The organism is Litoribacillus peritrichatus, from assembly GCF_039537985.1.
Taxonomy (GTDB): Bacteria; Pseudomonadota; Gammaproteobacteria; order Pseudomonadales; family Litoribrevibacteraceae; genus Litoribacillus; species Litoribacillus peritrichatus.
In genome coordinates, this window is the sequence record NZ_BAABBN010000012.1 from 378687 (window position 1) to 403463 (window position 24777).

Below are 24777 nucleotides of genomic sequence, written 5' to 3' on the forward strand. Positions count from 1 at the left end.
AGGTGCCGTTATGACCTTTCTGAATTCAAAATATTCAAGTTAAAGTGAGATTCTTAATTTTTTGTCTCATCCAAGAATGGAAAGGTTCATCTTTAGAACGGTGATGCCACACCAAATAATACTTAAATCCTTCGTCCCACATATCTAATGGCCATCCGGTTAACTTTAGTTCCTTCTCAAATTTACGAAATATCCGACTTGGCACAGCCATTACAGCATTTGAAGTCGGAAGAAACCAAAGTGCACTCTGAAAGTACGGCATTGCAATCGTGTTTAAAGGTGGTTCAAAACCACATCGATCAAGAACATCATCAAGCGCAAACGCCTGGCCCGTAGGATAACTTAACACAACACGGGTAAACTCATGAGCATGCTTAAAAACGTCATTAATTGTATTTAGGCCTTCAAGAGGATGACCAGATCTAACAACCAAATAGTATGTCTCATCAAATAGATATTCCCGATGAAAATCCGCTGGAAGTGAACTTTCATCAAAGAGAACCATGTCGACTCTACCTTGCTCTAATTGACCGAGTGTATCTGATGCCCATCCCTGACAGTGAACACTTACCTTTGGTGCAAGATGTTGTAACTCAGCATTTAAATTGTTAATCACAGTTAAGATGCCGAAATCAGTCGTGGTAATTTTTAACATGCGTTCGTCCTGAGCAGGACAGAAGGATTTAGGTTCGAATAACGCTTCCGTTAAATGAAGCGCATTAGTCACCTGCCCTTTTAGCTGTCGGGCATAATCCGTCAATTGATACCCCTGTTGGGTCCGAACCAACAGAGGATCTCCAAGTTGTTTTCTAAGTTGAGCAACAATTCGACTTGCCGCTGGCTGACTCAAACCAAGTTCCAGTCCTGCCCGCGTAATACTCGCATGTTCAAGCAAAGCAGATAGAAACGGCAAATTATTCAGATTAGGTTGATTCGGGATTGAGCGAGTTTTTTGCATAAGAGTCTCATTGCAATTTCATACAACTTAAACATGCAAAATTTGCATGTTTAACATCCACTTTACTTAGTTTATATCATACCAACGATTCATTAATATTATTTCATTGAACAAACAATAATCAGCACGCTACTGATTACCCGTTCACTTTTTCCAGAGTTCAGACCAGGAGACTTTTATGAAATTACAAAAGCTCAAATTATTACAGACAGCGATTGCCAGTTTAGGAATTATTTTCTCCCTATCGACACAAGCCAACACGCCCTCTCACCTGTCAAACGTGAACAACGAAGAATTCGAAACTCAACCATGGTCATTAGGGCAAATTGAATTTAATAACCATTTCGTGAAGAAAGTTTCCTTTACAAGTAAAGGTAGCCAAATCATTGGTAATTTATTTCTCCCAAAAAATGCGATCAAAGGCAGCATTGTCATTATTGGCCCCGTTGCCTATGTAAAAGAACAAGCACCAATTCAATACGCTAGTCGCTTAGTAAAAGAGGGATACAGCGTACTGATTTTTGACCCAAGATATCATGGTGAATCCGAAGGAGAACCACGTCGATTCGAATCAAGAAAAGCTAAAATAGAAGATCTTCAGGCAGCAACCGAATTCATGAGCGGGTTAAACTCGCTTAATAACCAACCTATCTATGGCTTGGGCATATGTCAGGGTGCGAACTGGATCATTGAAGCCGCGTCTATTGATCCAAGAATTACCAAAGTAGCAACCACAGCCGGACATTACCTCACCCCACAAGTTGCCAGTATGTATCTTGGTGGAGAGGAAAAAGTTCAAGCGCGTCTAACTGAAGCCAGTGAAGCTCGTGATCTATTCCTGCAAACAGGAAAAGTAGAATATCAACCTATCATTCGCACTGATCTTGTATCAAAAAGTGAAAAGGTATTACTTGGTGCGCCTGTTATTAAAGAGTTTTACAACCGTTGGGAAGACAAAGGAAGTTTTTGGAATTTCCATGGTCTCTGGGAAAATCGAATAACCACGATGTCGGAAGTGGATATATGGGGTCACGACATACGACCTGTCGCTGCAAAATTAACGAAACCTCTGCTAATGATTCATGCAGATAACGCGGCATCAGGCCCTGAAGTACCCAAAGAAATATTCAAGTTAATTCCTTCAGCTCAGAAAGATTTAGTCTGGCTGGAAAGCCGGAATCAAATGCAGTTTTACGAAGACCCTCTGACCATTGATTTAGTCACAGAACACCTGATTAAATTTTTCAATTAACTTCTCGAGAGCTTGAAAATGAAAAGCCCCTTATTTATCGCCCTACTGCTTTCCTGTGCTGTCACTATGAAAACCTACGCAGAAAATTCATTTAATATTGATGATACAGTGATTAAATATTCTGTCTCGGGTTACGAAATCCAAATGGAGTTTTTACCAGAGAATAAACTGCGTTGGACCTACCTAAATGCCCCGAATAAAAATGAAATAGGCAAAACTGCACTTGAAACCACGGATCGAACAGACTTGAGAACTGGTTTGATTTTATTCGCCTGGACAGAAACAAAAGGCACTCACGTCATTGATATCTTTGACTTTAATGACAATAAAGTTTACGCCAATTTTATTCTGCCCAATGGAGAAAGATACCAAAGCCAAAGTAATTTTTCGAAGTGAACATACAGAAAGAATGAATGAAGCCCCTGGTTGGGGTTTCCTGCCTGAATTCAGGAAGAGACCGCCCTTAGCTTCTCTCTAAAAAAATCACGCATTAATAACACCGCAGGGGTGATTTGTTTACGGGTTGGGCAAATCAAATTCACCACGACGTCAGGTGTTCCGTAATCAGGTAATAAACGCATTAAACGACCAGCCTGGATATCATTAAATACATCTATATAAGATTTAAACGCAATCCCTTTTCCAGAGACGGCCCACCGACGGACCAAATCACTGTCGTTGCTGGTTCGGTTACTTGTCACTCGAACTTTATATTGCCCCAACGCCTGATTTTTATTTGAAGAGAACTCCCAATGATCGTACAGACGATTACTCAATTGATAAATCAGACAGTTATGGTTTTTCAACTCATCAGGCTCATTTGGCGCGCCATACGTCTTAACATATTGAGGAGAAGCGCAAATAATTCGCTCTACCTTGGCCAATTCAAAAGCCACCATAGAAGAATCTTCCGGTGTGCCATACCGAATTGCACAATCCACACGATCAAGATAAAAATCCGATAAAGAATCTCCAAGCGTCAGGTTAATGGAAAGCTCCGGATGTTCATCCATCATTTCATCAATCCATGGCAACAACACATTTCGTCCGACGTCCGATGGAGCTGACATTCTGATCTCACCCGCAACTTTTCCTTGGAGCGCATGAATGGAGTCTTTGCCCACCTCTAAGCTTTCCAGTGCAGCTCGGCAATGCACCAGAAAACGCTCACCCTCAGACGTCAGGCGAAGTTGTCGCGTCGAGCGAATGAACAACTGAACGTTCAGTTGTTTCTCCAGCCGCTTCAAGGCTGCGCTGGCCGCTGCGGTGGAAATATCCAACTGCTCTGCTGCACGAGTGATGCTGCCAGAATCTGCGGTGCGAATAAAAAGATCAAGGTCTGCCGTATTCATTATCAAAAATATTTTGAATTTGTTTCATTAATTACCCCGTTTATACCATGCATCCATTCTTGAATAATAGCCTCATCCAAACATTCAACGGCTCTTAAACACCAATTCAGGACGCCAGGTGAATAAGCTGTTCAACCTACATTAAAGAGAGATAAACATGAAAGCGATCGGTTACTTACAACCCCAAGCCATTGAAAACAACGATTCACTTATTGATATTGAATTAGAAACTCCAACGCCAATAGGTCGAGACTTATTAATTAAAGTCCAGGCCGTTTCAGTGAACCCGGTGGATACCAAAGTTAGAGCCAATAGTGCACCTGAATCAGGATATAAAATTCTGGGTTGGGATGCTGTCGGTGAAGTAATTGCTGTGGGCGAACACACTGAGTTATTCAACATTGGTGACAAAGTCTGGTACGCCGGCGACATTACGCGGCCAGGCTCTAATACGGAATACCAACTGGTGGACGAGCGTATTGTCGGTAAAAAACCAACTAGCCTTTCAAACACTGAAGCAGCTGCCATGCCTCTCACTGCAATTACCGCCTGGGAGTTATTATTTGATCGTCTCGATTTTGTTGCCCAAACAGAAACGGCTAAAGTACAAAATACTGCTTCTGAAAAACGCATTCTAATCATAGGCGCTGCCGGCGGTGTGGGTTCAATTCTGACTCAATTAGCCACCCGGCTGACAGATGCATTCGTTATAGGCACAGCGTCTCGTCAACAAAGCCAGGATTGGGTGAAAAAATTAGGCGCGGATCATGTGATCAATCATCATCAACCGCTATTACCTCAACTGAACGACGTAGGCATCGATGACGTCACTCATGTTATCAGCCTAACACACACAGATCAGTACTTTGATCAGCTGGTAGAAGTACTTACCCCTCAAGGTAAACTGGCGTTAATTGATGACCCACGTGATGGCTTAGATATTATGAAACTGAAAATGAAGTCGATCTCGCTTCACTGGGAATTTATGTACACCCGTTCAATGTACCAAACATCCGATATGATCAAACAACACGAGCTGTTAAATAGCATCGCCAAGTTGATTGATGAAGGTCGCATTCAAACCACTTTGGGCGACCACTACGGCACCATCAACGCTGAAAATTTAAAACGAGCCCATGCTCATATTGAAAGCAACCAGACCATTGGGAAAGTCGTTTTGGAAGGTTTTTAAATAACCCATAGGAGAACATCGTGTCACAAGCACTCACTATTGTTGCTCGAATCGAAGCAAAATCAGACAAAATTAATCTGGTTAAAACTGCACTTATGAAACTGATTGAGCCAACGCGCAAGGAAACAGGTTGTCTTCAATACGACCTTCATCAAGACAATGAAAACCCTGCGGTATTCCTGTTTTTTGAGAGTTGGGAGACCCTGGAACTTTGGCAAAGCCACATGAACAACGACCACCTGAAAGCCTATATGGAAGAAACTGAAGGCGCTGTCGATCGCTTTATTCTTAATGAAATGACCAAAATTGGATAATGGCATGTTCTGACTGAAAATGCCCTTCAGCTCAATCAGATCCGTATTTGGTACGGATCTGATTCACTGTTTTAGTTGTAGCAATCCAAAACTACATCGCATTTACAAAATAAACGTGCTGAGCTTCAACTGCAGCTTGGCGGTATTTAACACATGCCTGATATTCTTTATCCATCAACAACTCAATGAAATTTTTTCGTTCTGGGTATTGGCCTACAGCAATCAAATCCCAGTCCAGCAACTTGTCACCCATAAAGTCATTTTCCACGACGCCTCTTAGAGCAAAGTGACCTCCAACTTTATCAACCGTTGGTACGCTCACTTCTGCATACTTGCTGAATGCTTCCTCACCGGAAATCGCATCATCAATAATTGCTGTATCAGCATTTTTGCGAAGCTTAAAAAAATTAACAACAGTCAGCGGCTGACTTAAATCACCCTCTAATAAATTCTTCCATTGATCTCGGCTGGGACAGTTTGAACCTTCACCATACACTTTAACCAACTCATCAATCGAGTATTCCATCCATGTTCCCTACTAATTCGAAAAATTAAACCCAGTGACGACACGCCACTACGGAGCCTAAGATTAAGTTTTTGAAGCTCAGGCTAGCGTATTTGTAAAAAACAGGATGAATAAGTTCAGCCCAGAAAATATTCAAAACAACGTTTTAACTTTCAAACTTCTTGGCTAACGATTTAAGAACTGTTAATGCGGTTTCTAGCTGCTCATTGGATAGATGTTCTGCGCAATCTGCTGCCCATGGCCGTTGAGTTTCATCCAGTTCCTCATAAATTTTTTGACCTTCTATGGTCAGTTGAATGAGCTTTGCTCGCTTGTGATTAGGGTTATCTAACATCGCTAAAACTCCATCTTTCACCATAGCGTCAACCAGCCGCTGAGTCCCTTGCCGGCTTTGGCCCATTAATCGGGCAATGTCTGACACAGTAAGTGGTCTTTGCTCCAAACCAATTGCGCCTAATACCTTCCATCGGGCGCTGGTCAGTCCAAAAGACGAAGTCAATTGATCCCCTTCTATGTTGAGCATCCCATTCACTTTAAAAATTTCTAACACCAATTCTGTAAATTTCTCACCTTTCGTCATGCTTTCTCCAATTGAACAAAATACAGTTTGACAACATACTGTCAAAATATAAAATGACAACATATTGTCATAAATAATAAATCTCAGGAGATAGAAATGAAAGCTAAAATACACGTTTCAGCAGCCATTCTTGCAACTTTATGTGTAATTTCCTTTTTCAGTATCACTTTGTTAGTAGAGCTCTTCGGCACTTTAGACCAGGTCGCCTGGATTAAAAGCATCATTGTTTTTCCTGGCCTGTTTATTTTAATTCCTGCTATGGCGATTACAGGAGCAACGGGGGCCTCACTAGCAAAACACCGTAAAGGAAGACTGATTCAGGAAAAACAAAAACGGATGAAAATCATTGCAGCAAACGGGCTACTGATACTCATTCCTTCGGCTTTAGTGCTGCACTACTGGGCATCTCTTGGGCAGTTCAATCTGGCCTTTTACACAGTACAAGTTCTTGAATTGACTGCAGGGTTTATCAATGCTTCGTTAATGATAATGAACGCAAACAAAGGCCGTAAGCTCGCGCATAAATAATCAACACTGGTTAATAGTAAATGGCTTTCCACCCGGATCGGTGCTAATTACACCAGAGATCATTATTGAACTATATTTATAAAAATTGGGCACGAAGAGTTCACTATGAAACCTGTAACGTTTGTTTTCATCTCCTTAATTTTCGCCTTCTCTTTTAATCTATCGGCCAACCAGCTGGCGCCTGCCTGTACCGTGATTAAAGCCAGTGGTAATGCTGAATATCCCCCTTATTTATGGCGCAATGCGGACAATAAGTCCCAATTAACCGGTGCCATTTCGTTCTTGATAGACGATCTATCTACAGCGCTGGAAATTCCTATTGAGCTAAAATATCACGGCCCCTGGGGGCGAGTTCAGGCCAAAACCGCCCATGGCGAGCTGGATATGGTCAGTGGCGCTTTCTTTACCAAGCCAAGAACCGAATATATGGATTACATTTACCCCAAATTTCTCGGAACGAATACTGCGGTATGGGTTAACGAAAGCAAGCCCATCAACTTTAAAATATGGGAAGACCTTATGCCCCACCAAGGCATTACAGTGGTCGATAACAGTTTTGGCCAGGAATTTGATGAATACGCTAAAAAGTTTCTCACCATTGATGAAGTCGGCAGCTTAAGCCAAGGGATCGGTATGCTCAGTTTAAAACGAATAGACTACCTGATTTATGAAGAAAACCCCGGTTTAGCGTACATCAAGCAACTGGACATCCAAGGGATTGTGGCCCTGCCAAATAAAGTTACCAGCCAGGCACTTTTTCTGACCATTTCAAGAAAGTCGCCATGCAATACCAGTGCGTTAAAGGATGCGATTCGAAATTTATTAATCAAGCTCACCGAAGAAGGACGTATGGAATTGTATCTGGAACGCGCACTCTCTTTATGGAAGCATCAATCAGAAAGTTCTTTCTGAACCGGCACTTTGAACGCGCTTTGCAGGTAATAACTCAGTCTGGTTTACTCGCTATCCAAACCCTCCATCCTGATGATTCCCCCCAGTTTATTGAACGCGTGTTTAAGCGTTCAATAAACCAGTCAAATATCAAATAGTGAATTGAGATATTGCAAGGTTCAGGTCTTTAGCCTGCTGTGCCACACGGGACGCTGACAAGGAGTTATTTGCTACGGAGTCTGAATTTTCTGTGGTAACGGCTCTGATAGCATTCACATTGCGCGCGATCTCTTCCGACACCACACTTTGCTCTTCCACTGCTGCGGCAATTTGTGTGCTGTTATCCAAAATCTGCTGCATATTACTCATGATTGACTGAATTCTGGTAAGAGCAAGTTCGGACTTCTCAACACTTTCATTCCCTTTTTGCTTACATGAACTGATGTTGCTGACCACTCGTTGTGTCTGATTCTGCACGGACGAAATAATGGCAGAAATCTCCTCTGTGGAGCTTTGAGTTCTGCCAGCCAACGTCCTCACTTCATCAGCCACTACAGCAAAACCACGCCCTTGTTCACCCGCCCTGGCCGCCTCAATTGCAGCATTGAGCGCCAACAAGTTGGTTTGCTCTGCAATGTCTTTAATCACTTTTAAAACGGAGCTGATCTTTTCAGACAAGGAAGACAAACTGATTACTTCTTGATTAGCAGCATCTAAATCATTGGATAAATATGAAATCGTCTCTTTTGTGGAAGAAATATCCGTCAACCCGGTTTCAGCCATATGATAACCTGACTGTGTATTCTCAGCCGCCATTTCAGACGTCGCTGCCACATCTTTAATCGTTTCCCCCATTTCAGTGATGGCCGTTGCGACGGAATCGGTTTCTATTTTCTGTTTGGTTAACGCATCTTCAGTTGAGCTGCTGTTTTGTTGCAGTTCTCTCGATGCTTCACTCAATTCACTCACCGTTCCCTGAACGTTACCTACCAAATCCCGGATGCTGCTCAATAATGCATTAAAACTCCTTGCAACCAACGCCAGCTCATCACTCCCCTTTGCGTTCGCCGTAAGGGATAAATTTCTTGTTTCTGCAACACTTGCCATAACATCGCTAAGCCCGCCAATACGAATCTGTATGTCTCTGACAATCCAGTAAGAAAGCGCCATTAATACCACTATCACAATAGAAATTGACGAAATGATCCGAGACTCCACCAAATCTATTCCATGGCTAATTTCTTCCTCCAGCACATGTTCTGTTTTCAAAAACAGCCCCTGAATGGCTGTAAACAAGTGCCGCATCTCTTTTTTCAATTCAGTATCTCGCGCAGGATCACGGCCATAATTATTGACTAATAATTCAAAGTCTTTGCGAAACAGAGTGATCTCACCTTTTAACTTGGCCAGTTCAGGAATGTCTATTCCCAGCACTTCAAGCTCCTCGTTCAATAACAAGGACAAGTCCTGAAACGACTTGTATTCTTTAGAAAACTCGCTGAGTTTCGACTTATCTTTAGAAACCAAGAATTCCATTTCTACTCGGTTCAGATTTAACAGGGAAAGTTCGAGGCTTTTGACGTCTATGTAAGTTTTTTCCAAATCCAGTAATTTGAGATTCAAAATTTCTGTAATGGCGACCACCACAATCAAAGAAATGATGGACAACCCGGTTAAACCAAATAGCTTATGTTTGATTTTCATACTGCTCTCTTCACTGCCATATTAAAAATACACTTCATGCTTCTGCATTTTTCATAATATCCATTGAGTATAGACAGATTTTATAAAAAACAGGTTTATTGAAAGAAAATCGAACTACTATTCGTTTAAAAAGCCTGTACCAACACTGAACTTGGCCTGAAACTTGACCTTCCATTCGAAAATTGTTCAACAAATGACCTAAATCATTATCGCTTTGCCTTGAAACCGTATATTTAAAGCTGAAAACAAAAAGAAAAATTCAATTTAAACAGCCAAGGAATTTAGGTATGACACAACTACAAGTAGGTCAAAAAGCACAAATCACCCGCAAGTTTACAGAGCATGATGTAGGCCACTACTCAGAGCTCTCGTTGGACTTCAATCCGGTTCATCTGGACCCCGATTACGCCAGAAAATCCATGTTTGGCCAAAGAATTGTTCATGGTATGTTGGTTGCGGGCTTATTTTCAGGATTACTGGGCAAGCACCTTCCGGGTGAAGGGACTATCTACCTTGGCCAGGACATTCAGTTTAAAAAACCGGTGTACCTCGACCAGGACATTACAGCTACGGTGGAAATCATTGAAGTGCGGAAAGATAAACCCATCATCACGCTCTCTACCACAGCCATCAACGATGAAGACGAAATAGTGATTACCGGCCAAGCTGTGGTTTTATACAAGGGCTGAATTAGCTGATACTAAAAAGCCGCAATGGATTTAACGATTGCGGCTTTTCTCATGAAATACACCAGATTAAGACAAGGTTCTTTTTACATACTCCCCTGGCGCATCACATTCCACAGCAAGTGAACCAGCTCCCGGATCTCGGGCACTGACGGCATCGCCTTTATTTTCTTCTAACCAATCATTCCAATGCGACCACCAGCTGCCCGAATGTTGCTTTGCATTATCTAACCATGCGTCTGCGCTGTCTTCAATCGTATCGTTCAGCCAATAAGAGTACTTTTTCTTTGCAGGCGGGTTCACAATGCCCGCGATATGGCCAGACTCACCCAGCACAAAAGTTGCGTTGTTTTTACATGCTTTGGCACCTTCGTAAGTCACCTTCCACTTGGCAATATGATCTTGCTGAGTGGAAATAAAATACAAGGGTATCTGTATTTTGGCCAAATCAATCTTAGTGCCATTTACCGAATAAGCGCCCGGCTTAATTAATTGATTTTCTATGTAAAACTTACGCAACATATCATTATGGCAAGCTGCGCTGATGTTGGTGCTGTCTGAGTTCCAGTACAGCAAATCAAACGCAATCGGCGATTCACCCTTCAGGTAGTTTTGAATGAAATAATTCCAGTACAGTGAATTTTCTCTCAAAATACTGAAAGACACCGCCATGACCCGACCATCAAAGTAACCCCTGTGATTATTCTGATCTTCAATGGCTTTCACGGTTTGATCATCAATAAACACCCCGATGTCGCCAGGGTCCGAGAAGTCCGTCAAAGTTGTAAATAACGTGGCGCTCTTGACACGGGCTTTCATTTTTCTTCCGGCCATATAAGCCAAAGATGCCATTAATAAGCTGCCGCCAATGCAATAGCCTACCGTATTGACCTCTCGTATCCCGGTTTGCTCTTCCACAAGTTCGAGTGCTTTCAACACGCCATCGGTAATGTAGCGATCAAAGCCAATGTTCCGGTGCCGTTCATCCGGGTTGACCCAGGACACCATAAACACGGTATTGCCCTGCTCCACCGCCCAGCGAACAAAAGAGTTTTTAGCCGATAAATCCAGAATATAGTATTTATTCACAAACGGAGGCACTATCAACAGCGGGCGTTCAGCAACCTTTTCCGTCAACGGTGAGTATTGAATCAACTCAAATAATTCACCCCGATAAACCACTTTGCCAGGCGTGGTAGCAATGTTTTTGCCTAACTCAAACGCGCTATCGTCCGTCATCGAAATTTTAAGCGCATCAGCACTTTTTTCCATGTCCTGAACAAATCGCTCCATTCCCCGGTAAAGATTTTTTCCTCTTGATTTAACGGTCAATTTCAAAAGCTCAGGGTTCGTCAGCAAATAATTAGACGGAGACATGGCATTCACAAACTGCCGAACAAAAAACTCTGCTCTGTAACGCGCAGTATCATCCAGCCCCGGAATATTCTGTATACTGTCCAGCCATGCATGGCCGGTGACCAAGTACATCTGCTTTACAAAGTTAAACCAGGCATTTTCCGACCAATCCGGGTGTTCAAATCGCAAATCCCCCCTTTCAGGATCAATCACAGCAGCCGACTCACGACCCACTAATTGAAGCAACGACTGTTTCATCACTTTGAAATAATCCACACCAACCCGGGCGGACTGCTTTGTCGTCAACCAAGGATGCTTTGCACATTCATTCAGATACTTGGTGTAGGCTTCACTGGCGTCAGCGGCCACAGCCTGCATACTGCCTTGATCGGTATTCATTTTTGCAGCAAACGTCGAAAACAGTTTTTGAGTCTCCTCAAACGCTTTCACAGACATCTTCCAATACGGATTTTCAAACGGAGCCATCACTCTCATCTCTCAGCGGATATAGAAAAAGAACAAAACGTCAGGTGCAAGCCCCCATGGCCTAATCAGCCAACGAGTACCTGCATCTGAATGACGTGTTTAAAGTGAAGTCAGACCAACGGTTAGGACGCCGTTTTCCCCGTCTTTGCTTTAGCTTTTGTGGTTGATTTCTCGTCTTGTTCATCGCCTCCCTGAACAGGATTAATGATGGACTCAACGTCAGACTTAAATTTAATACCTGCATCAGACATTGCTTTCAGGTCAGCCATGAATTGTTCATTGAACGCTTCATAAGCGCCTAATTGTTTTTGAAAGAATGATTGAAGTGACTCAACATCTCGAATCTCCGTCGCGGCCTTGACTTGCTCCATGGTCATTTCAGAATAACGTTTCGTCGCAGCCATTTGTGCTTTAAACATATCTTGCATAGACGCACTCAGCAATTCATTGAACTTAACCAAAGGAGCCAGGCTTTCTTGGGTTTTATCACCAAAATCTTTAAAAAATTGTGAAGTCATAATTCGTCCTCCATGATGGATGTTATTATTTTGAAGTCACACCAGTACTTCCTACACTGACTATGTGACTGTTTAATGATCAATTTTACTGTATACCAAATAACCCGCAAAAGGTTGATCAAGATCAAAAAAATGACCTAAACATAAAAGCTCGTTTAGAATTATTTTTTTCATACACAGGGACTATTTCACGTCACTTTTTAACAACCTGGCTGCGACATTAAAATAGATATGGAACCATTCATCAAGATCTAAAAGTATGACTCCTTGAGCCTGAATTCAGATAATTATTCCAACTCTCGTGGCGGATTTCTATCTGTTCTGACGACCTAAAAGTTCTACGAAAACACCCTTCCTATTTTAAATTCAATCACCAAAAGCCCATAAGTTCCTATACTGTTATACATATTCTCTTTTTCAGCCATCACCGAAGGCAACCCTGATGAGCGAAGCCAAGTTTTACGTTGGACAAATCATTGTTCATAACAAGTTTAACTATCGAGGCGTCATTTTCGGGGTGGATAACCGATTCATGCACACAGAACAGTGGTATGAAGACATGGCAAAATCAAAGCCCCCCAAAGATAAACCCTGGTATCATGTTATGGTCGATAAAGCAGGACACATGACTTACGTAGCAGAGCAAAACCTCAAACAAAGCGAGGATACCGGTCAAATTGACCATCCGATGCTGGGTTTTTATTTTAAAAATTACGACGGTGTTCGTTACGGTGTTCGTAAGAATCATCATTAAAGGTATCGCGAGTGCTTCACTGATTCACCGCCCAAATCACAGACTTTTTCACGAGGATTGTTATAGTTAACCGCCTGACAACAATAAAAATCAAACATAAAACAGGACGTTTACTATGAGAATAAATACGCTATTTCAGCTTCTTTCTTTGGCTTTTTTGATGACCCTAACCACTGTCGCAAGAGCCGAGTACGCCAGCATCAACGGCATACAAATGTTTTATGAAGTGCACGGAGAAGGCACCCCATTGGTACTTTTACACGGAGGTTATGTTGACTCTGATATGTGGACCATCGAGACTCACATTTTAGCGAAGACCTACCAAGTCATTGAAATTGATAGTCGAGGCCATGGTCGCTCCACAGATGGCAGTACGCCCATCACCTATGAGCAAATGGCACAAGACACTCTCGACTTATTGAATCAATTGAATATCGATAATGCGCATTTTGCAGGCTGGAGCGATGGCGCGGTCATCGCAGCTCAGATTGCAGCTTACCAACCTCAGCGCGTCAATAAACTCATATTAATAGGTGCCGCTTTTGGAGGTGATACTTATATACCAGCATTCTCAACGGTTCTGGGCAGCGAAGTCTTGTTTAAAACCTTTGCAGATTCAACCTTTGGCTTGAAATACCGAACTGTAAACCCCGAGCCAGCACACTGGCCTGTATTCAGAGATAAGCTGTACACCCTCTGGAATACCGAGTGCTATTTACCAACTGACCCGGAGTTTTGTTTAGAGCCGTTGCAGCGCATTAATGCAGAAACATTAGTGATGGTTGGCCAGAATGAAATTATCCGCTTCGATCACACCCAAGCTATAGTAAATGCCATTGCAGGCGCTGAGCTTGACATTGTTCCGTTGGCCGGCCATTTCTTACCAAAAACTCGGCCTTTTACCACCGGATTTAAAATTCGTGAGTTTCTGGACTAATCTTTTATAAGGAACGTCAGACGCTCCAACTGAGAGTCTGACGGAAAATCATTCAATATGCAGTGAACTTAACGACGAGAGTTTCAGTATGAACGGAGAAGAACAAACCAATATTCAATGCCCCTACTGCGGAGAAACCAATACTGTGTTTATCGACTGTTCAGAGTCAGAGCAGGAATACATCGAAGACTGTCAGGTTTGCTGCCGACCCATTCGCTTTGAAGTACAGATTACTGAGAATGAAGAGCTGAAAGTGTCGGTATTCCACGAAAACGAGTAACACAGTAAGCAACTCGTTTATCGTTACGCAAAATACATGCGCCACCACATTCCAAATAAGCTAACGAAACCCGTTGCGATGTGTTCAACCTGCCCGTTTTTTACAACCACGATACTCGGCGTGACCTGAACCGCCCATTCAGAGCCTACTTTATAATCGGGGTCATTTAATACCGGAAAATGGTAATCGTTATCCTTCAAATATTGTGTCACCGCCAGCTTTGAGCCGGAACTCAGAGCCACAGTCATAACCGGAAAATATTCTGAAATGGTATCCACCGAGGGACTTACAAAATTACAAACACCGCACCATGATCCCCAGAAGTACAGCATCACAGGTTGGTCTTTACTCATTACCTTGAGATTTACGCTTTCACCCTGAATCGTCGTGCCGACTAAGTCAGGTAAGTCAATTTTAGGAATGTCTTTCGCTCGCCACCAGTCCACTGACGCACTGATCACCATGAGTAACACCAAATACATGGCCACTTGCCTGAGTACTTTGAATATACGCTGAGCCATGAGCAATGTTAGTCCCTTTGCAAAAAGTAAAATTCAGTAACAGGCAGTAGACAAAGAATTTCGATAAGAGTTCTACCTAACAAACCAAATTGTACTAAGGTGCATAATGATTGGATTGAATTAAAGCTCAGAATCAAAACCTGAGGAAATCTATGAGCCAAAATCAATGCTTGGAAGCCTATTGTGCCAACGTCGTGGACGCAGTGATGTTACTATACTCTAAGAACCTGTTTGAACAGCTGCTGATCGTGGTATATACCTCCATCGACACCTTGGGGCTAATCCATTCGGATAAAATCCAAACCGAAGCAGACCGCGAAACCTTTAAAATCTGGGCTGAAGATTATTTATCCGACACCGCTGCATTTGAGTTTACCCCGGATGACTTATGGTTGGATCGATGCAAGACCTTACGAGCCCCAGAATCTCTCATTGGCCAATGCAATAAAGCCAGAAACATTCAGTTCATCAATGAATCAACTCAAAATATCTTTATTAAGGCCGTCATGGAAGCCACAGCCAATGACATTGGCAACCAACGAGTGGTCGTAAATATCGATGACTTTGTAGTGTATTTTCTGGATGCTGTTTTAAAATTCAGCAAAGAGTATGGCAAGAAAGTAGCGGCCCATGAAATCAACATTCATCACGCTTCGAAAATACTAAGCGCATAGCACTTTAAGTTTTATCTAAGTTGTTTTTTTCTGGGCCTGTTTTTTTCGAAATCAATTCAGCCCAAATAGACAAAGCAATTTCAGGTGGCGTTTGCCCCCCTATATTTAATCCCGCCGGGCCTTTAACCCTGGCTCTGTTTTCAACCGAAACGCCCGCTTCCGTCAATAATGTCAAACGCTGTTGATGAGTGGCCTGGCTGCCCAATGCTGAAATGTAAGATACGTCTGAACTCAGTGCCTGAGTTAAAACAGGCACATCCCATTGATGGTCATGACTTAAAATCACCAATGAGCTGTATGCATCCAACAAATCGTGATCAAAACTCTTTGCCGACTTCAAAGGTTTAAAACATTGATTCCCCGAGTAAATGTCTTTTTCCAATGATTGATAAAACTGATTACTGTACGCCACCAGTTCCGTATCAAAGGATTCGGCCATTTTGAGAAAATAATCAAACACCGCGCCTTGGCCAACCACTACGACCCGATGTTTCGGGTTATAGCTTCGTTGAAAAGAGGTCAGAGTTTTCTCGGCCTCAAAGCGAGTAAGTTGCAGGCTTTTACGGTACTCACGCTGCCCTTCTGAAGAAGCTAATGCGTGCACTCTGCAAACTTGCTGAATGACATCCATTTCAAGTTGCACCGGAACACGTCGTTCAAGTGCATGCTCCAACTCAACCAACCAGGTATGAGCAACATGCGGTTCATGCAGAATAGGAACAATCAACACATCAATGCCCGAGCCACAAGGCAGCTGAATGTCAAAATAATCGGACGCTTTTCCATAACGAATCATCCGCCACTGGTCTCGCTCGATGCAAGCCTGCGCTTCACTCACCAACGCAGACTCAACACAGCCACCGGAGAGTAATCCAACCGACTCACCCGTTTGGCTGACCAGCATTTGACTGCCGATTGGCCTTGGTGAAGAACCTTCCACATTCACTAACGTCAACAACGCCAGGTTTTTCCCTGATTTACGCCATTGAATTAGGTGAGCACGAACATCATCCACAAAAGCCCTCAAGTCAGATAGCGGGTAATTCCCCTCTTCACCTGACTGGTGGTTATCTTGCTTGATCTCCGCCGTATTTAGCTGTTCCACAAACCTGACTCTCTCAACTCAACCCATACTTTTAACAAATGCGCATCCAACAAATGCACATCCAACATGCTTTCAAAGCATCGATTGATGGCTCTGAATACTAACACTGGATTACAAACACTGATTACAAGCGCCCTATCACAGCGCTCATGCATCATGAGCGCTTTCAGGCAAACAGTTAAACCAATGGCGTTTTCAATGGCAAACGGTATTCACGTTCAGCCCCTGCAGTCACCAACGCATTCGCTAACGCAGGGGCAATCACAGGTGTACCAGGTTCACCAACGCCTGTTGGTGGCTCCGTAGAAGGAACAATATGCACATCAATGGCAGGCATATCCTTCATTCGAATAACCTGATAATCATGGAAGTTGCTTTGAACCACCTTACCTTGTTTAAAAGTCACTTCACTCAACAACGCAGGCGAAAGGCCATAGCCAATGCCCCCTTCCATCTGCGCCTTAATCACATCCGGATTCACTGTTACGCCGCAATCAACTGCACAGGTGACATGCTCTACTTTATAGCCCTCACCTGTTTTTGCAACTTCCACCACTTGTGCCACATAAGTGCCAAAAGACTTATGCACTGCCACACCCACTGATTTGCCCGCTGCTCGTTTTGCAGCCCAATTGGCTTGCTTGGCAGCCAATTCAAGCACACCACTATGCCTTGGGTGATCTTTCAATAAGGCCATTCTCAACTCAAGCGGGTCTTTATTGGCAGCTTTAGCCACTTCATCCAAAAAAGACTCGGTTGCATGTGCTGTATGAGTTGAGCCCACACTGCGCCACCAAAGAATCGGCACCTGATTTTCTGTGGTATGCAATTCAACACGTTTGTTTGGAATCCCATAAGGCAGATTCGATGCACCTTCGACCGAGGTATGATCAATGCCGTTCTGAATCATGCCTTCAAAGCCTGTGCCTTTGACAATGGACTGCCCTACAATGCGATGCTGCCAGGCAACTAAGTTGCCCGATTTATCCAGGCCTGCTTTAAGTTTATGGAAGTACATAGGACGATAGTAACCCGCTTGAGTATCGTCCTCACGGGACCAAACCAGCTTCACCGGAACGCCTTTACCATGGGCCTTTGCAACCTGCACCGCTTCCACCACATAGTCAGAGTGTGAATTACCCCGACGGCCAAAACTGCCCCCCGCAAATAACGTGTTTATCTTCACCTGATCCGGCTTGATGCCCAGCACACCGGCCACCGCCATCTGATCACCAGTATGAATCTGAGCGCCATACCAAAGCTCCGCGCCACTTGTACCATTCGCTCCGGCCTTAATTTGAACCACACAATTCATTGGTTCCATAGTCGCATGCGCCAAATACGGAAACTCGTACTCCGCTTCAATGATTTGAGCCGCCTCAGTGAATCCCTTATCAACATCGCCACTTTCTGCCGCCAATAATCCCGGCTTTTCTGCCAAGGCTTTGTACTCTTTCATAATGTCGTCTGAGCTTTGCTGAAATGCCTTAGACTCATCCCACTGAATGCTCAACTGCTCACGGGCTGTTTTCGCGGCCCAATAATCTTTCGCTAACACCGCGACCCCGTTGGGAATAGCGACCACAGCTTCAACACCCGGTACTTTCTTTGCTTGGGAGGCATCGAACGATTTAAGGGTCGCGCCAAATTTCGGAGGATGCGCGACCATTGCCGTCAACTGATCTGGCCGTTGGATGTCCTGAGTAAAGATGGCCTTACCCGAAGTTTTGCCTACATCTTTACGAGGTACTTTTCGGCCGATCAATTTGAAATTGGCCGGATCTTTCAAATTTACAGACGAAGGGACTTTCTGCAACGCAGCAAGTTCTGCCAAAGTACCAAACGAAACACGTTTCCCGGATGATTTATGAAGCACTTCACCTTGTTCAACGCTGATTTCAGATACAGGTACGCGCCAAAGTGTGGCCGCAGCACTCACTAACATAGCTCGTGCGGTTGCCCCTGCATTACGCATTTGCGAATAAGAGTTGGCAATCGCAGTACTGCCTCCCGTCCCCTGAAACTTACCCCACATGGTATTAGCAAAGTGCTCCGTGTTTGCTTCCGCACCCCGGCATTCCACCTGAGACCAATCAGCGTCCAACTCCTCTGCCACCAATGTGGCTAAGCCCGTAAAAGTGCCCTGCCCCATTTCCAGGTGTTTGATGGTAATGATGACTTTATTCGACGAATCAACCGAGACAAATGCATTGGGAGTAAAGGTTTTTGTCGTCGCAACAGCACTTTCTGTTTTGGCCTGAGCCTGGGACAAAGGCAATGCCATACCCAACACCAAACCGGCACTGGATTGAGCACTGGTAATTAAAAAACTACGTCTGCTTATACCTGATTCAGAAGACCTTACTTTGGAAACGTTCGAGCTAGAGAATTTATGCAGCATTATGATTTACTCCCTCTGAATCCGTTGTTGCATGAGCGACGTTTTCTTCAGATGCGTTGTAGAAAAGATCCGATTCGCTTTGTGCTATTTGCATTGTTTGAGCGGCCTGTTTGATCCCGTCTTTGATGCGTTTATAGGTCGCACAACGGCAAATATTGCCGGACATAAAGTTGTTGATGTCTTGATCAGAGGGATTCGGGTTTTGTTTTAACAGCGCAGTGGCAGACATAATTTGGCCAGACTGACAATAGCCACACTGAACCACGGCAATGTCTTCCCAGGCGTCAACCACTGCATTGGCTTCTTTTGAAAGATCAGACTCAGTAACACCTTCGATGGTAGTAATGCTTTGACCCTGAACACTGCTAACAGGTGTTACGCATGAACGAATCGGATTGCCGTTCATATGAACAGTACAGGCACCACACAACGCCATTCCACAACCAAATTTCGTCCCTGTCAGTTGCAGGTGATCTCGAATTACCCACAATAAAGGCGTATTCGGATCAACATCCACTTCTTGCTGATTACCGTTAATATTAAGAGAGAGTTTCATCAAGCATGTCCCTAAAGTGACGTTTGAATTATTAATCACGAACGACTTCTGTTTGAGTCGCAATTATTGTTTTATAAGAATAAGAACAAAGACTAGATAAGAAACGATTAATACGAAATGGGCGGGCCGAAATTAAGCAGAAACATGCAACAAATTTGGAGAATCGTGCAAACATCCGAAAAAAGCATGAAAGACGTGTGTCATTTAACGGCGAGTTGAGTGACCTAGCAAGCTGTAACACCGGCTAAACTATGCGTTTAGCCAGCCTACTAATCGATTGAGTGAACAATTTTGTTACGGATAATTTCAACAGAATCCCGGTTATTTCCAGCTACTGCAACCATTAACTTGCTTTTATTAGGCGATATCGACAAACACTTAACCACGACTCGATTCGATTTTACATTGCCATAGATACCATGTTCAGTCTCTTTTTGATTCTCTAAAGAAAGTGACTTAAGAACATACGAGCTTTGAATCTCACAGGCCTCCTTGGACTTATTAAGATCTTTAAACCAAGACCATAGTTCAGGTGGTCTTTCTCCAGCGACCGCCAGAGCAGGTGCGATTAATGCGGTTAAGATCATCCATTTCATATCCATTTCTCCATTCCGTGAAAACATCTATGGGTCTGACTATTCAGAAGAACCTTCGGACTCATTCACCCTGCGCACACCAAAAGTAACAGAAGGCGGGATGCCCATGCCCAGATCAATATCCGCAACTCGGTAGTTACAACCCTTCTGTTTAAGAATTGCATTTACTTTTTCTTGCTTCTCTACCGCTTTAATGACGGTATTCGCAATCACCTCATCACTGCTGAACGCCGTAACAGACTCGTTAACCTTGTCTCCAAGCTCTTTTGCTTTGTCTAGAATTCCCAATTTTTATCTCCTTGATAATGACAAAATCAATACTATTTAATCATAAACATAATGATGACATCAGGGGTGCGGTATGGCCAGAGGGATGCTCAACCTGATCAGGAGATTGATACATCAGAGCTTTAGTAAGAATCAGATCAAATTCGGTGCTTTTATGACACCTTTTTCAGAAACAACCCCGGTTTCGCTTTTCCCTGCGCCTTACTCGTTTTATTGAAGGTAATCACGACCCTCTTACTCAGTATATTTTTGGATGATCCGGTCAATCGTTCCGTCTTGCTTCATTGCTTTAATGGCTTGGTTGAAGCGAGGTAAAACATACGCTTTATCGGCGCGTATTTTAATTCCTAGCTTTGTATTACTGAGCTGAAGGCCTCTTTGGAATTGGTTTGTTTCATACTTGAATTTGGAGGTAGTGTATTGAAACGCAATGGAGTCCATGAAAATAGCAGCAACCCGCCCCCTGACCAAGGTTTCTATTAAGCTCGGTTCACTGCCCACTTCGTTTTTCACGATCGAGCCATTTGAAAACGCCTCTTCAAACAAGGGATAATAATAGCCACGCAAAATATTGACCGTTTGCCCGTTCAGGTCCGAGGGTGTTTTTACCTCTATGAAACTGGATTTCAAAAAATAAATATACTCTTGGATAGACATCACATCATCCGAGAAAACCATTTGATCAGACATCTCAGGGTCGTTCCAAAGCGGCGAGTCCAGAATCATAAAATCAGCCTCCCCCACCTCGAACATTTTCATTGCTCTCTTGTTCGGTGCCAGCTGAATAGAAACCGTATCGCCCGTTCGTTTAACGACTTCGTTTAATATATCGACTCCAATACCAGAATACGATTCTTCAGTTGCCATGATAAACGGCGACCAAATGTCTGAAGCCGCATTAAAGTGCTCAGCATTGGCCTGCAGCGAAAAACACAGAAGAACGAAAGAAATGAGCCGTCTAACTTGGTTAAACTCTGATTCAGGTGGATTCGAATACACTCGCTTGAAACTCAATAGACCAAGTATCTCCATATACAATGCTATTCCGTTTTTTAGCACCATTAAGCCATTTATAAAAACTTATTAGTATTTTGAGCTTAATAACTCTCTGAACTCTAGTCCTAATTTCAGGGGATGTCACGAAAGTTGAATACGAAAATAAGCAAGATTAATACGTTGTAGACAATTTTTCGGAGTTTCTGGGCTAGAAGTGGCTAAGGCAGTGAGACTGGAGCGGATGAATTGATTCACAGGAAGCCCCCTGAGGTTCTGACCAGTGCAGAACCTCAGGGGAGAATATTTATAAAACTAAAGGCATTAACTACTTAACGCTTAGGTTATCAATGTACACGTCCGTGGACGGTTGGGGGCCAAATACATGCAAACGCATTTGAGTAATGGTTCCTTCTCCGCTGACCGTGAATTCGGTTTCAAGAGAGTTCCATTGAGACATAGACACATTTTTTTGAGCTAAACGCGTCCAATGACCTCCGGTATTATCCACATAATAAAGCCAGATCTGAGCAGAGTCTCTTGATCGCTGATCACTCTCTAAATACACATCAACAGACACCTGATAGGTTTTTCCTTGCTCTAAAAGACCATGAACATTATAGCCAGGGCCTGAATACCAATTCTCTCGTACAGTCGATACCAGGCTGTAATTGCCCTCTTTTGCAGATCGTGAAAGTGCCAAATTCGTTGTGAAGTAAGCTCCCCACCCTGTGGTTCCGTTTTCAAAACCTTCATCTACCAACAAAGTTGGTGCCTCTTTCACTCCGGTCTGGGAAAGTATCACTTCATCCACTAGGAAATCCGTACCGGATTGTGGGCCGTAAATTAACAACCCAATACTCTGAAGGTCACCAATGATATCGGGCTTAAAGATCTCATCGTATTGAGACAGACCATTGTCGGTTACTGACATTGAAGGTAAGTATTGATAGTGTGTTCCGGAGCTGTCCTTGATTTGTAACGCCATGCGCACATTATCACGGCTTGCTCCCGCTTCAATACCCAGTTTTGCTTTAACTTGATACTCGTAACCTGATTCAATGACATTCGTTAAATCCTGAAACGGACCGCCATAAAATTCTTGTCGGCCATTAACGGAAAGTAAAAGATCTTTACCACAGTCTGCTACGGTTTCCACGAGGCTTAAGTTGGCATCATTGAAAAAACTTTGCCAATTTTCCAGCGAAGTGAAATCACCGTTAATGATCAGGTTACCTTCGAGTTCTGGCTTATTACAAACAGGAAGATCACCTCCGTTATCCCCGCCTCCTGTATCAACAGCAGGAACAAAAGCGGCCACCTGTGAAGCAGTTATCTCAAGGTTGCCAACGGCGTCTGCTCCTCTGGAGAGAGACGCGTCTACGCCACAGGCCCTGTTTTCACATTTATTATGATCAGGGTTGGAAAGTTGTTGTAATTGGTTGTTTGTACCAAAAGCCTGAGGATAAGCCATGATGGTACTGAATACACCGTATTCACCGTGTCCTCTGGCCCATGAGAAAATACCACCTTCAGAATTTTGTTCGTAGGAGTGCCCCAGACTCATGTTATGCCCTAACTCATGAGTAAACGTGTTGTATCCGCAGTCCACACCAACAAGGCTGAAACCGACACTGGATGAATTACTGTAGAGAGTTTCTGTCTGTTCGTTTCCTTGCGGAACGTAACCAATACCGCACACATAACCCCCTTGCATCGGTTGACGCAGGTTTATAAGTGAAACCAGATCTGCACCATACTGCTGACGTAATTTCGCAACATTTCTATTGGTTCTTAATGCGTCCAAATTTTCGCCATTAACGTAGGTATAGTTATCTTCTATTCTCTCAATACCCACCAAACGAAGCTTCATATCCACTTCGCTGTTCTGGTACGCCTGATTACTAAACTCAATGTATGCAGCTACACGTGCATCTATATCCTGGCCATTGCTGGTTTGCGTGGCTTCATCCACATACAGCACCAGCACATCAATGACTTCAGTGGCATTCACCACCGAACCAGACATTAACGTCACGGCAGCTAACGTTGCTCGACTAAATTTTTTCATATTGGAAAGTCCTTTTTAACGAGAAAATTAATATTGATTGAATGTATTACAGTTAACTTCCTTTAATTTACAGGTTGATTTGGCGGATGCATTTCAATTCCTGTAACAGTGACGGAATCATCTTTATTGGAACTATTCTTATTAATATCGGCTTCATCTGTCATAGAGGTTTTACCAGTAGCATTATCAATAACAGCCGAAAAAATACCTTCAGAGGTAGAAACAACAACATAAGTACTGGTTTTTCCACGAGTAATAATAACGTTATCTTTATCAAGACCATTAAGGATTGGGCCCTTGAAAATTTCTACTCTGTTTAATTGATTGTGAGTAGACTTAATTTCAGTAAGAAGTGACTTATTTAACTGTGGAATCGGTATCTCTATTTTTTGACCGAGATGAATGGAGTCGACGACCTCTGGGCTGGTTGTAAGTGCTTTTGCAGCAACGCCGTTTATTTCAATATCAAGGGCATCTTCAATTTGGCTCCACAGAGTGATAGAGGATGGCCTATCTTTCACAGCGGCTATAGGTTCTGGGATAGGCCCAGATACAGGAGCCGAAGACGTGTTTCTGTTCACGGTCGATTGGGGTTCAGCCTTTGATAATTCGGGCAATGAAGACGGGTTTAATGATTGCTCAGTTTTTCTATTCTCCGCTTGTTGAGCATCCACTGACGGAGCATCCCCCTCTTCTTTTTGTATTAGCAAGATAATACTGACTATTGATATTAAAAAACCGAAGAACACCAGCAAAGGCTTATTCATTTCAACTCCTTTTAAAATAGAAAATCTGTAAGACGACAATATAAGTTACGATATTATTATTTTTCAGAAAAAATTACTAATTTATTAAATTTGAGCACCCACCTTCAAAACTAGCGTGAAATAAGTCTCAAATGCCATCAAGAAAATAATTTAAGTTAAAGAATAAATCCTAAATTCAGGCTAATTTCAGACATTAAGATACAATACTAAAAGAAACTGTTTGAATTAAGTAAGACGATAGTTTTGTTAGGGAGGGTTATTTAAGATGTACCTGGTTAAGTATTTTGTGACTCAGGCTTATAATAAAAGTCGTTTACATCACAGTTTCTTAATAAATAATAAAAACATCCGACATTGCCAACTACCGCACAATTTGTATTTTTTTTGCTTCTAGTCTGAAAAACAATTATCCACTCATTCATTAACGATAGCGTCAGTTGTCTGTCAGGGCTCTATCTATACAACTTTGAGAGTTTTGTTATGGAAATGAA

General features: G+C 43.0%; 27 protein-coding genes. 11 read left to right on the forward strand and 16 right to left on the reverse strand.

Features of this window, described 5'->3' with window-relative positions; genetic code table 11:
- Positions 1 to 34: 34 nt before the first annotated feature.
- Positions 35 to 958: a LysR family transcriptional regulator gene (locus tag ABD744_RS18215; RefSeq protein WP_344799999.1), complete on the reverse strand. Its 924-nt coding sequence runs from the start codon at positions 956 to 958 to the stop codon at positions 35 to 37.
- A gap of 178 nt (positions 959 to 1136) precedes the next feature.
- Here ABD744_RS18215 and ABD744_RS18220 point away from each other — a divergent pair, with 178 nt between their 5' ends.
- Together ABD744_RS18220 and ABD744_RS18225 are read left to right on the forward strand one after the other, a co-directional pair.
- Positions 1137 to 2210 carry an alpha/beta hydrolase gene (locus tag ABD744_RS18220; protein ID WP_344800000.1) on the forward strand — a complete coding sequence of 358 codons (1074 nt, stop codon included), beginning with the start codon at positions 1137 to 1139 and terminating at the stop codon, positions 2208 to 2210.
- An 18-nt stretch (positions 2211 to 2228) separates the two neighbouring features.
- Positions 2229 to 2606 carry a MoaF-related domain-containing protein gene (locus tag ABD744_RS18225; RefSeq protein ID WP_344800001.1) on the forward strand — a complete coding sequence of 126 codons (378 nt, stop codon included), beginning with the start codon at positions 2229 to 2231 and terminating at the stop codon, positions 2604 to 2606.
- 50 nt (positions 2607 to 2656) lie between these two features.
- Here the strand turns inward: ABD744_RS18225 and ABD744_RS18230 are convergent, their stop codons facing one another.
- On the reverse strand, positions 2657 to 3562 hold the full coding sequence (locus ABD744_RS18230; RefSeq protein ID WP_344800002.1) for a LysR family transcriptional regulator: 906 nt from the start codon (positions 3560 to 3562) through the stop codon (positions 2657 to 2659).
- Positions 3563 to 3719: 157 nt separating this feature from the next.
- Here ABD744_RS18230 and ABD744_RS18235 point away from each other — a divergent pair, with 157 nt between their 5' ends.
- Both ABD744_RS18235 and ABD744_RS18240 read left to right on the forward strand, forming a co-directional pair.
- Positions 3720 to 4754, forward strand: coding sequence for a zinc-binding alcohol dehydrogenase family protein (locus tag ABD744_RS18235; RefSeq protein ID WP_344800003.1), 1035 nt, complete (start codon positions 3720 to 3722; stop codon positions 4752 to 4754).
- 20 nt (positions 4755 to 4774) lie between these two features.
- On the forward strand, positions 4775 to 5068 hold the full coding sequence (locus ABD744_RS18240; RefSeq protein ID WP_344800004.1) for a putative quinol monooxygenase: 294 nt from the start codon (positions 4775 to 4777) through the stop codon (positions 5066 to 5068).
- 91 nt (positions 5069 to 5159) lie between these two features.
- Here ABD744_RS18240 and ABD744_RS18245 read toward each other — a convergent pair whose 3' ends face one another.
- Entirely contained in the window at positions 5160 to 5594 is a 435-nt protein-coding gene (locus ABD744_RS18245; protein ID WP_344800005.1) for a DUF1330 domain-containing protein, read from the reverse strand.
- A 145-nt stretch (positions 5595 to 5739) separates the two neighbouring features.
- A complete protein-coding gene (locus ABD744_RS18250) occupies positions 5740 to 6174 on the reverse strand; it encodes a MarR family winged helix-turn-helix transcriptional regulator (protein WP_344800007.1) in 435 nt (144 codons plus the stop codon).
- Between the two features lie 96 nt (positions 6175 to 6270).
- Here ABD744_RS18250 and ABD744_RS18255 point away from each other — a divergent pair, with 96 nt between their 5' ends.
- Entirely contained in the window at positions 6271 to 6702 is a 432-nt protein-coding gene (locus tag ABD744_RS18255; protein ID WP_344800008.1) for a hypothetical protein, read from the forward strand.
- A gap of 105 nt (positions 6703 to 6807) precedes the next feature.
- Positions 6808 to 7614 (forward strand): substrate-binding periplasmic protein, encoded by an 807-nt coding sequence (locus tag ABD744_RS18260; RefSeq protein WP_344800009.1) that lies wholly within the window; start codon positions 6808 to 6810, stop codon positions 7612 to 7614.
- Positions 7615 to 7743: 129 nt separating this feature from the next.
- Here the strand turns inward: ABD744_RS18260 and ABD744_RS18265 are convergent, their stop codons facing one another.
- On the reverse strand, positions 7744 to 9297 hold the full coding sequence (locus tag ABD744_RS18265; protein WP_344800010.1) for a methyl-accepting chemotaxis protein: 1554 nt from the start codon (positions 9295 to 9297) through the stop codon (positions 7744 to 7746).
- A gap of 287 nt (positions 9298 to 9584) precedes the next feature.
- On the opposite strand from ABD744_RS18265, the gene ABD744_RS18270 reads away from it, so the two are divergent.
- A complete protein-coding gene (locus ABD744_RS18270; protein WP_344800011.1) occupies positions 9585 to 9986 on the forward strand; it encodes a MaoC family dehydratase in 402 nt (133 codons plus the stop codon).
- Between the two features lie 66 nt (positions 9987 to 10052).
- Here ABD744_RS18270 and phaC read toward each other — a convergent pair whose 3' ends face one another.
- Together phaC and ABD744_RS18280 are read right to left on the reverse strand one after the other, a co-directional pair.
- Complete coding sequence (phaC, locus tag ABD744_RS18275; RefSeq protein ID WP_344800012.1) at positions 10053 to 11825, reverse strand: class I poly(R)-hydroxyalkanoic acid synthase; 1773 nt, start codon at positions 11823 to 11825, stop codon at positions 10053 to 10055.
- A gap of 122 nt (positions 11826 to 11947) precedes the next feature.
- Positions 11948 to 12343 (reverse strand): phasin family protein, encoded by a 396-nt coding sequence (locus ABD744_RS18280; protein ID WP_344800013.1) that lies wholly within the window; start codon positions 12341 to 12343, stop codon positions 11948 to 11950.
- Positions 12344 to 12785: 442 nt separating this feature from the next.
- Here ABD744_RS18280 and hspQ point away from each other — a divergent pair, with 442 nt between their 5' ends.
- From hspQ to ABD744_RS18295, 3 genes are all read left to right on the forward strand, one after another.
- A complete protein-coding gene (gene hspQ / locus ABD744_RS18285; protein ID WP_344800014.1) occupies positions 12786 to 13097 on the forward strand; it encodes a heat shock protein HspQ in 312 nt (103 codons plus the stop codon).
- Positions 13098 to 13212: 115 nt separating this feature from the next.
- On the forward strand, positions 13213 to 14034 hold the full coding sequence (locus tag ABD744_RS18290; RefSeq protein ID WP_344800015.1) for an alpha/beta fold hydrolase: 822 nt from the start codon (positions 13213 to 13215) through the stop codon (positions 14032 to 14034).
- 88 nt (positions 14035 to 14122) lie between these two features.
- The gene (locus tag ABD744_RS18295; protein ID WP_344800016.1) at positions 14123 to 14314 is read left to right on the forward strand and encodes a CPXCG motif-containing cysteine-rich protein; all 192 of its coding nucleotides are present in this window, start codon (positions 14123 to 14125) and stop codon (positions 14312 to 14314) included.
- Between the two features lie 23 nt (positions 14315 to 14337).
- On the opposite strand, the gene ABD744_RS18300 is transcribed toward ABD744_RS18295, so the two are convergent.
- Positions 14338 to 14835, reverse strand: a complete 498-nt coding sequence (locus tag ABD744_RS18300) for a protein disulfide oxidoreductase (RefSeq protein ID WP_344800017.1) — start codon at positions 14833 to 14835, stop codon at positions 14338 to 14340.
- Positions 14836 to 14987: 152 nt separating this feature from the next.
- On the opposite strand from ABD744_RS18300, the gene ABD744_RS18305 reads away from it, so the two are divergent.
- Positions 14988 to 15509 (forward strand): hypothetical protein, encoded by a 522-nt coding sequence (locus ABD744_RS18305; RefSeq protein WP_344800018.1) that lies wholly within the window; start codon positions 14988 to 14990, stop codon positions 15507 to 15509.
- A 4-nt stretch (positions 15510 to 15513) separates the two neighbouring features.
- Here the strand turns inward: ABD744_RS18305 and ABD744_RS18310 are convergent, their stop codons facing one another.
- The 8 genes from ABD744_RS18310 to bamI all read right to left on the reverse strand — a co-directional run bounded on the left by ABD744_RS18310 (position 15514) and on the right by bamI (position 24286).
- Positions 15514 to 16614, reverse strand: coding sequence for an XdhC family protein (locus ABD744_RS18310; protein WP_344800019.1), 1101 nt, complete (start codon positions 16612 to 16614; stop codon positions 15514 to 15516).
- 178 nt (positions 16615 to 16792) lie between these two features.
- The gene (locus ABD744_RS18315) at positions 16793 to 19015 is read right to left on the reverse strand and encodes a xanthine dehydrogenase family protein molybdopterin-binding subunit (protein ID WP_344800021.1); all 2223 of its coding nucleotides are present in this window, start codon (positions 19013 to 19015) and stop codon (positions 16793 to 16795) included.
- Positions 19005 to 19571: a (2Fe-2S)-binding protein gene (locus ABD744_RS18320; protein ID WP_344800022.1), complete on the reverse strand. Its 567-nt coding sequence runs from the start codon at positions 19569 to 19571 to the stop codon at positions 19005 to 19007. Before ABD744_RS18320 ends, ABD744_RS18315 begins: the two co-directional genes overlap by 11 nt.
- A 269-nt stretch (positions 19572 to 19840) precedes the next feature.
- Positions 19841 to 20167, reverse strand: coding sequence for a hypothetical protein (locus tag ABD744_RS18325; RefSeq protein WP_344800023.1), 327 nt, complete (start codon positions 20165 to 20167; stop codon positions 19841 to 19843).
- 39 nt (positions 20168 to 20206) lie between these two features.
- Positions 20207 to 20455 (reverse strand): hypothetical protein, encoded by a 249-nt coding sequence (locus ABD744_RS18330; RefSeq protein WP_344800024.1) that lies wholly within the window; start codon positions 20453 to 20455, stop codon positions 20207 to 20209.
- 234 nt (positions 20456 to 20689) lie between these two features.
- On the reverse strand, positions 20690 to 21517 hold the full coding sequence (locus ABD744_RS18335; RefSeq protein ID WP_344800025.1) for a substrate-binding periplasmic protein: 828 nt from the start codon (positions 21515 to 21517) through the stop codon (positions 20690 to 20692).
- A gap of 259 nt (positions 21518 to 21776) precedes the next feature.
- Positions 21777 to 23519: a biofilm-associated metzincin protease Mep72 gene (gene mep72 / locus ABD744_RS18340; RefSeq protein ID WP_344800026.1), complete on the reverse strand. Its 1743-nt coding sequence runs from the start codon at positions 23517 to 23519 to the stop codon at positions 21777 to 21779.
- Between the two features lie 62 nt (positions 23520 to 23581).
- Positions 23582 to 24286, reverse strand: coding sequence for a biofilm-associated metzincin protease inhibitor BamI (gene bamI, locus ABD744_RS18345; protein WP_344800027.1), 705 nt, complete (start codon positions 24284 to 24286; stop codon positions 23582 to 23584).
- Positions 24287 to 24777 lie beyond the last annotated feature (491 nt).